At 36.0% G+C, this 4,317-nt stretch carries 6 protein-coding genes; all 6 read right to left on the reverse strand.

Annotated elements, in window-relative coordinates:
* Positions 1 to 43: 43 nt before the first annotated feature.
* Positions 44 to 880, reverse strand: coding sequence for a methionine adenosyltransferase (locus ACKQAD_RS20145; protein ID WP_409161740.1), 837 nt, complete (start codon positions 878 to 880; stop codon positions 44 to 46).
* A gap of 291 nt (positions 881 to 1,171) precedes the next feature.
* On the reverse strand, positions 1,172 to 1,789 hold the full coding sequence (locus ACKQAD_RS20150) for a carbamoyltransferase C-terminal domain-containing protein (RefSeq protein WP_409161741.1): 618 nt from the start codon (positions 1,787 to 1,789) through the stop codon (positions 1,172 to 1,174).
* Positions 1,783 to 2,211, reverse strand: coding sequence for a hypothetical protein (locus ACKQAD_RS20155; protein WP_409161742.1), 429 nt, complete (start codon positions 2,209 to 2,211; stop codon positions 1,783 to 1,785). Before ACKQAD_RS20155 ends, ACKQAD_RS20150 begins: the two co-directional genes overlap by 7 nt.
* A gap of 361 nt (positions 2,212 to 2,572) precedes the next feature.
* The gene (locus tag ACKQAD_RS20160) at positions 2,573 to 2,776 is read right to left on the reverse strand and encodes a hypothetical protein (protein WP_409161743.1); all 204 of its coding nucleotides are present in this window, start codon (positions 2,774 to 2,776) and stop codon (positions 2,573 to 2,575) included.
* 62 nt (positions 2,777 to 2,838) lie between these two features.
* On the reverse strand, positions 2,839 to 3,555 hold the full coding sequence (locus ACKQAD_RS20165) for a 5'/3'-nucleotidase SurE (RefSeq protein WP_409161744.1): 717 nt from the start codon (positions 3,553 to 3,555) through the stop codon (positions 2,839 to 2,841).
* A gap of 179 nt (positions 3,556 to 3,734) precedes the next feature.
* Positions 3,735 to 4,289 carry a hypothetical protein gene (locus ACKQAD_RS20170; protein WP_409161745.1) on the reverse strand — a complete coding sequence of 185 codons (555 nt, stop codon included), beginning with the start codon at positions 4,287 to 4,289 and terminating at the stop codon, positions 3,735 to 3,737.
* Positions 4,290 to 4,317 lie beyond the last annotated feature (28 nt).

A 4,317-nucleotide genomic window follows, 5' to 3' on the forward strand; every position in this document is an offset into this window, starting at 1 on the left:
GCAACAACTCGTTGCAAGGATGTTTACCCCAAACCTGATTTATTCAACAAAGCCTATGTAGCGATGAAAGATTAAATTCCTCATCCAAATACTTGATAATATCTATTTTTGCTATTCTAGTATAATTTTCATAACTTAAATCAGAAATACAAAATTTGGCTAGAATGGGTAAATTGATGATTAAACTATAATCATCATGTTCTCTTGTCCCAAAAACTTTCACATCCCATCCTGTGAAAGGATTTCTTTGTTTGAAATCAGTTGAATTGATATATTTTTCGACCTGTATAACCATGGTTTCCAATATACTGAATGGTGCGTACCCAGATATAAGGTTACAATCATTAGAGGTAAATTTTGTATATTCATTGATTTCAGGTAAAATACTTTTACTCACAGGACGATACCTTGATTCCTTACGTCCCGCCCCCTGATAGTCCACCAATCTGTTTTCAATGCGCATATGTTTTTCCGCATCAAATCCAGTAAGGCAATGACAAAGAATATCTTCAGCGGCATTAAAGAGAATGCTATCTACAGGGATCTTGTGCTCCCCGACAGCATAGGTTACTTTCCCAGCAAAAATTAAATTATAGGGCTTTATTAGTTCCCCATATCCTGGTTTTATATCCGATTCTCCCCCGATAAGCATTGTCTTATCAAACCAATGGTGAGCAATACGCCCAAAGTTCTCCAGGCAATATTTTGCGTATAACACTGACGCTTTCTCTGCAATCGCATCACATAGTGTATCTGGATGGCCTGCCCCCTTACGTTCAACATGCTCAAAGTGACATAAGTCATTTTTATTATCAAAATATATTTTCATTTTCATCCATCCTTGCTGCTGTCCACTTATTGTATATTTCAAGGTACTCATTATGAGCACTTCCAGGTAGAAAACTTCTGCGATTATTAAAAGCATACTTTGCGAAATCTAAAAAACCGGCCACGCCCTTGTCTGATTTTAGGTCAAATAGACATATAAAGTTCGGAAACCGACAAAGTAATGATATATCTCCTTCAGTTAATCCTCTTCTTTTCAAATCATCATATAAAGGATATTTTTTTCTTTCTAGAAGAAATTTATATTCCCGCGGAGATATATCAGGACATAAATACTTATGGAAATCAATCAGTTCATAACGCTTAGAATTACAGTACAATATCTTTATTTTTTTCTCAGTGCAAAATCCAAAGCCTGAGAAAAACTTTCTATAATAGGCTCTCCTTTATCATTTAACGAGGTATTGCCAATCATCGGTATCCCCGTTTTTTTGAAAAATGCCTTTATGACATAATATAATTCTTTATTCTGCACTAGGCTTAGGCTTTGAATTCGAGCAGTACCATCCAAATGCGCAATTGCTTTTACGTTTTCTTTCTTATCTGGATGGATATGAAAAGCATGTAGCATATAAGGGGAAGGAAAACCATCAACGAACCAGTCAGACATAAACTCTTCTAACACAATAGGAGCAACGGGCCGCCACCATTCTCGCTGTTTGATTTTATTTAGCTGATCCTTAGATTTTTGATATCTAGGGTCGATGAGCAAACTTCTATGGCCAAGTGCTCTTGGACCAATTTCTGATTTACCAGATACCCACACAATAGGACCTTCACAAAGATCGCTTGCCACTTGATTATAGTCAATATTTGAAATAGAACCAATATGATTGCAACGTTTAGGATGATTAATAACATCCATTTCGCTAATTTGAGAGCCCTGGTAAGCATTTTTTAAAATGAAATTTACATTCGCGTTATTCTTATAAAACTCTAACAATGCCCCCCCATACTGATACCCGCGTCATTTACACAAGGTGGGGACTGAAAACCCTTAAACCTATATTTGTTCATCAAAAATGTGTTAATAGGACAATTCAATGCGAATCCTCCCGTAATTGAAAGGATTACCTCTTTAGGATTAACATCAGATAACACAATGAGCTTATCAATGATGCGTTCTACTATCCGTACACTGATTATTGACAACAGCTTAATGCAAGCGCTAATTTTCAACTCGGTGGGCGTAAATTCTATTGGTAAGTCATTAGGAATTATTAGCTTAATTGACTCATTAAAAATCCCGTCCCATGCCTGGGTAAGAAATGCAATAGCACTGTAATAATCATTTTTATCATCACTAAGGAGTGTATTTGATATTGTTATATCAGCGTGCACATCTGTTGCGGTTTGTAAGGCCATAAGCGAACCTTCACGAAGGCCAAATCGTTCTTTCGCGTTATACCATAAGCGGCCCGGTGATGTAGTGAGGGGTATTGTGACTTTTAACTCTCCACTGTCATAGTAACATGCAAGATATTCGTTAGAATATAACCGCTCATGATCAACTACGTAGTCAGGTCCTCCATCTAAAACCAGTGAAAATATTTTATTTTTTTAAAAATATTTGTGTCGATCAACAAGCCAGAAAAAAGATGACATAGTGTATGATAAGGTACTGTTGAGATATAGTCATTTTTATAGTGCCAACTACCAATACCCGGCAAACAAAAATAATCAATAATGTCAGTCAGATTAATACCAAGTTTATTTAGTAACGGTTCTAGTCCTTAATAGAACTAAAAGCTGTAAAATGCTGCTTTTGTCCGGTAAACCTTTCTAACTCCCAGTATTCAACCAAGGTAACATCATCACCATCTAACTTCCATAATGAAATATTCTGGTCATGCCTATTCCACCAATTTGCAGCATTCGATAACCCATCCACATGCACATATGCAGATATGTAGTAACCATCTTTCAACATAATCCCTCTTAGTTTTATTTAGAATGAACATAATATTTACGCTTTGATGTATAATTCAAGATTTATACTGAATTTAAACTACTAACAATATCATCGAGAAATCCTACATTATCATAAATAACTGAAAGACCACATTTAGGACTTAATAGACCAAGCATTACTCTGAATTCTCTTACATCAGGAGTATTATTAAGTTGAATGTTAATTAATTTTTCATCAAAATTTAGAACAGCACCATCAATAAAATTAAAATCGACATCGATATATTCATGCTCATACACGATCCCACTACCACAATCATTGACATTAACATTTAAAAAAAACTTATCGTGAGAATGGTACTGATTCAATTTACCTACTATACATACGATTGATTCTAATAAAGAACGACTCATCTGATGAACTGTTCCACACGCAGAGATAGCTAAAGCATTAAACCCCATGCAACATGCCTGTCTGGCTGCGGCAATTGTGCCACTGTAAACAATACAATTACCATAATTTAGCCCTCTATTAATACCACTGATAAATAAATCAGCCCCTCTCCATATTCTATACGCAAGTTCCACAGCAACAATTGAACAATCAACAGGTGTGCCCGATACTCTATATTGACCATCGTTGACTTGGTAAAAAGAAATACTTTTATTCAACGTAATTCCAGATGACACCCCAGACTGGTTTTTATCTGGCGTCACAGAGAGCACATGATGCCCCTGGGATTTCAAAATAGAAATAAGTTGCTGATGAAATATCTCTTCAAATCCATCATCATTCACTATTATTATCTTCATTTTTATTTAAACTTTCGCGTGATGATAAAAAAACCTTATTGAACCATAAATTAAAATGCTTATTAAAGTATGCAATAACAACTATAATCGGGTCGAGATAAAAATAGTTCCTGCAACACTCAAGTCATTGATGAAATATCATCAATGACCTAAGAAATGACCCTTTAGTCTTTTAACCAGTCTTGCATGGTATTGAATATGTCGTTTTCAGCATATTTTTTTGGCGGATATTTGAATAAAAATGCAGATGGTTCCGGTATCTGACCAGCAAGATTTCTATCGAGAGCCAAACCAGCGACTCTGATTGCATCTATTGCCACTCCTGCGGAGTTTGGACTATCCTCTACCTCCAATCGAGTTTCAATAGAAAATTTCATGCCCAAGCAAGAGTTGCCCTCAATACGGATATAAGCAACTTTTCTATCTTTTAGCATCGGGATATAGTCGGATGGCCCAACATTTATTTCAACGTCGGTGCCAACTATATCGCGAATTGCTTCCATCTTTGTAAATTTCTTTGTTTTAGAACGCGAACGATCTACCATGTTTTCGAAGTCAGTATTACCCCCCACATTTAGTTGATACGTTTGGGTAATTTCTGCACCACGCTCAATTAGCTTTTGACACATTGCGCGGTGTAACAACGTCGATCCTAATTGACTCTTAATATCATCACCTAAAAGAGGTAATCCTGTAAGTATCCCATTTAATCGAACCATTCACTTTTAGAGATCTTCCGACATACTG

This window comes from Pectobacterium artocarpous, from assembly GCF_046159765.1.
Taxonomy (GTDB): domain Bacteria; phylum Pseudomonadota; class Gammaproteobacteria; order Enterobacterales; family Enterobacteriaceae; genus Pectobacterium.

Excerpts from the sequence above, each read along its gene's own strand:
- ACKQAD_RS20155 (WP_409161742.1), bottom strand. The coding sequence starts at position 2,211 with ATGGCCTTACAAACCGCAACAGATGTGCACGCTGATATAACAATATCA.
- ACKQAD_RS20145 (WP_409161740.1), bottom strand. The coding sequence starts at position 880 with ATGAGTACCTTGAAATATACAATAAGTGGACAGCAGCAAGGATGGATG.
- ACKQAD_RS20160 (WP_409161743.1), bottom strand. The coding sequence starts at position 2,776 with ATGTTGAAAGATGGTTACTACATATCTGCATATGTGCATGTGGATGGG.
- ACKQAD_RS20170 (WP_409161745.1), bottom strand. The coding sequence starts at position 4,289 with ATGGTTCGATTAAATGGGATACTTACAGGATTACCTCTTTTAGGTGAT.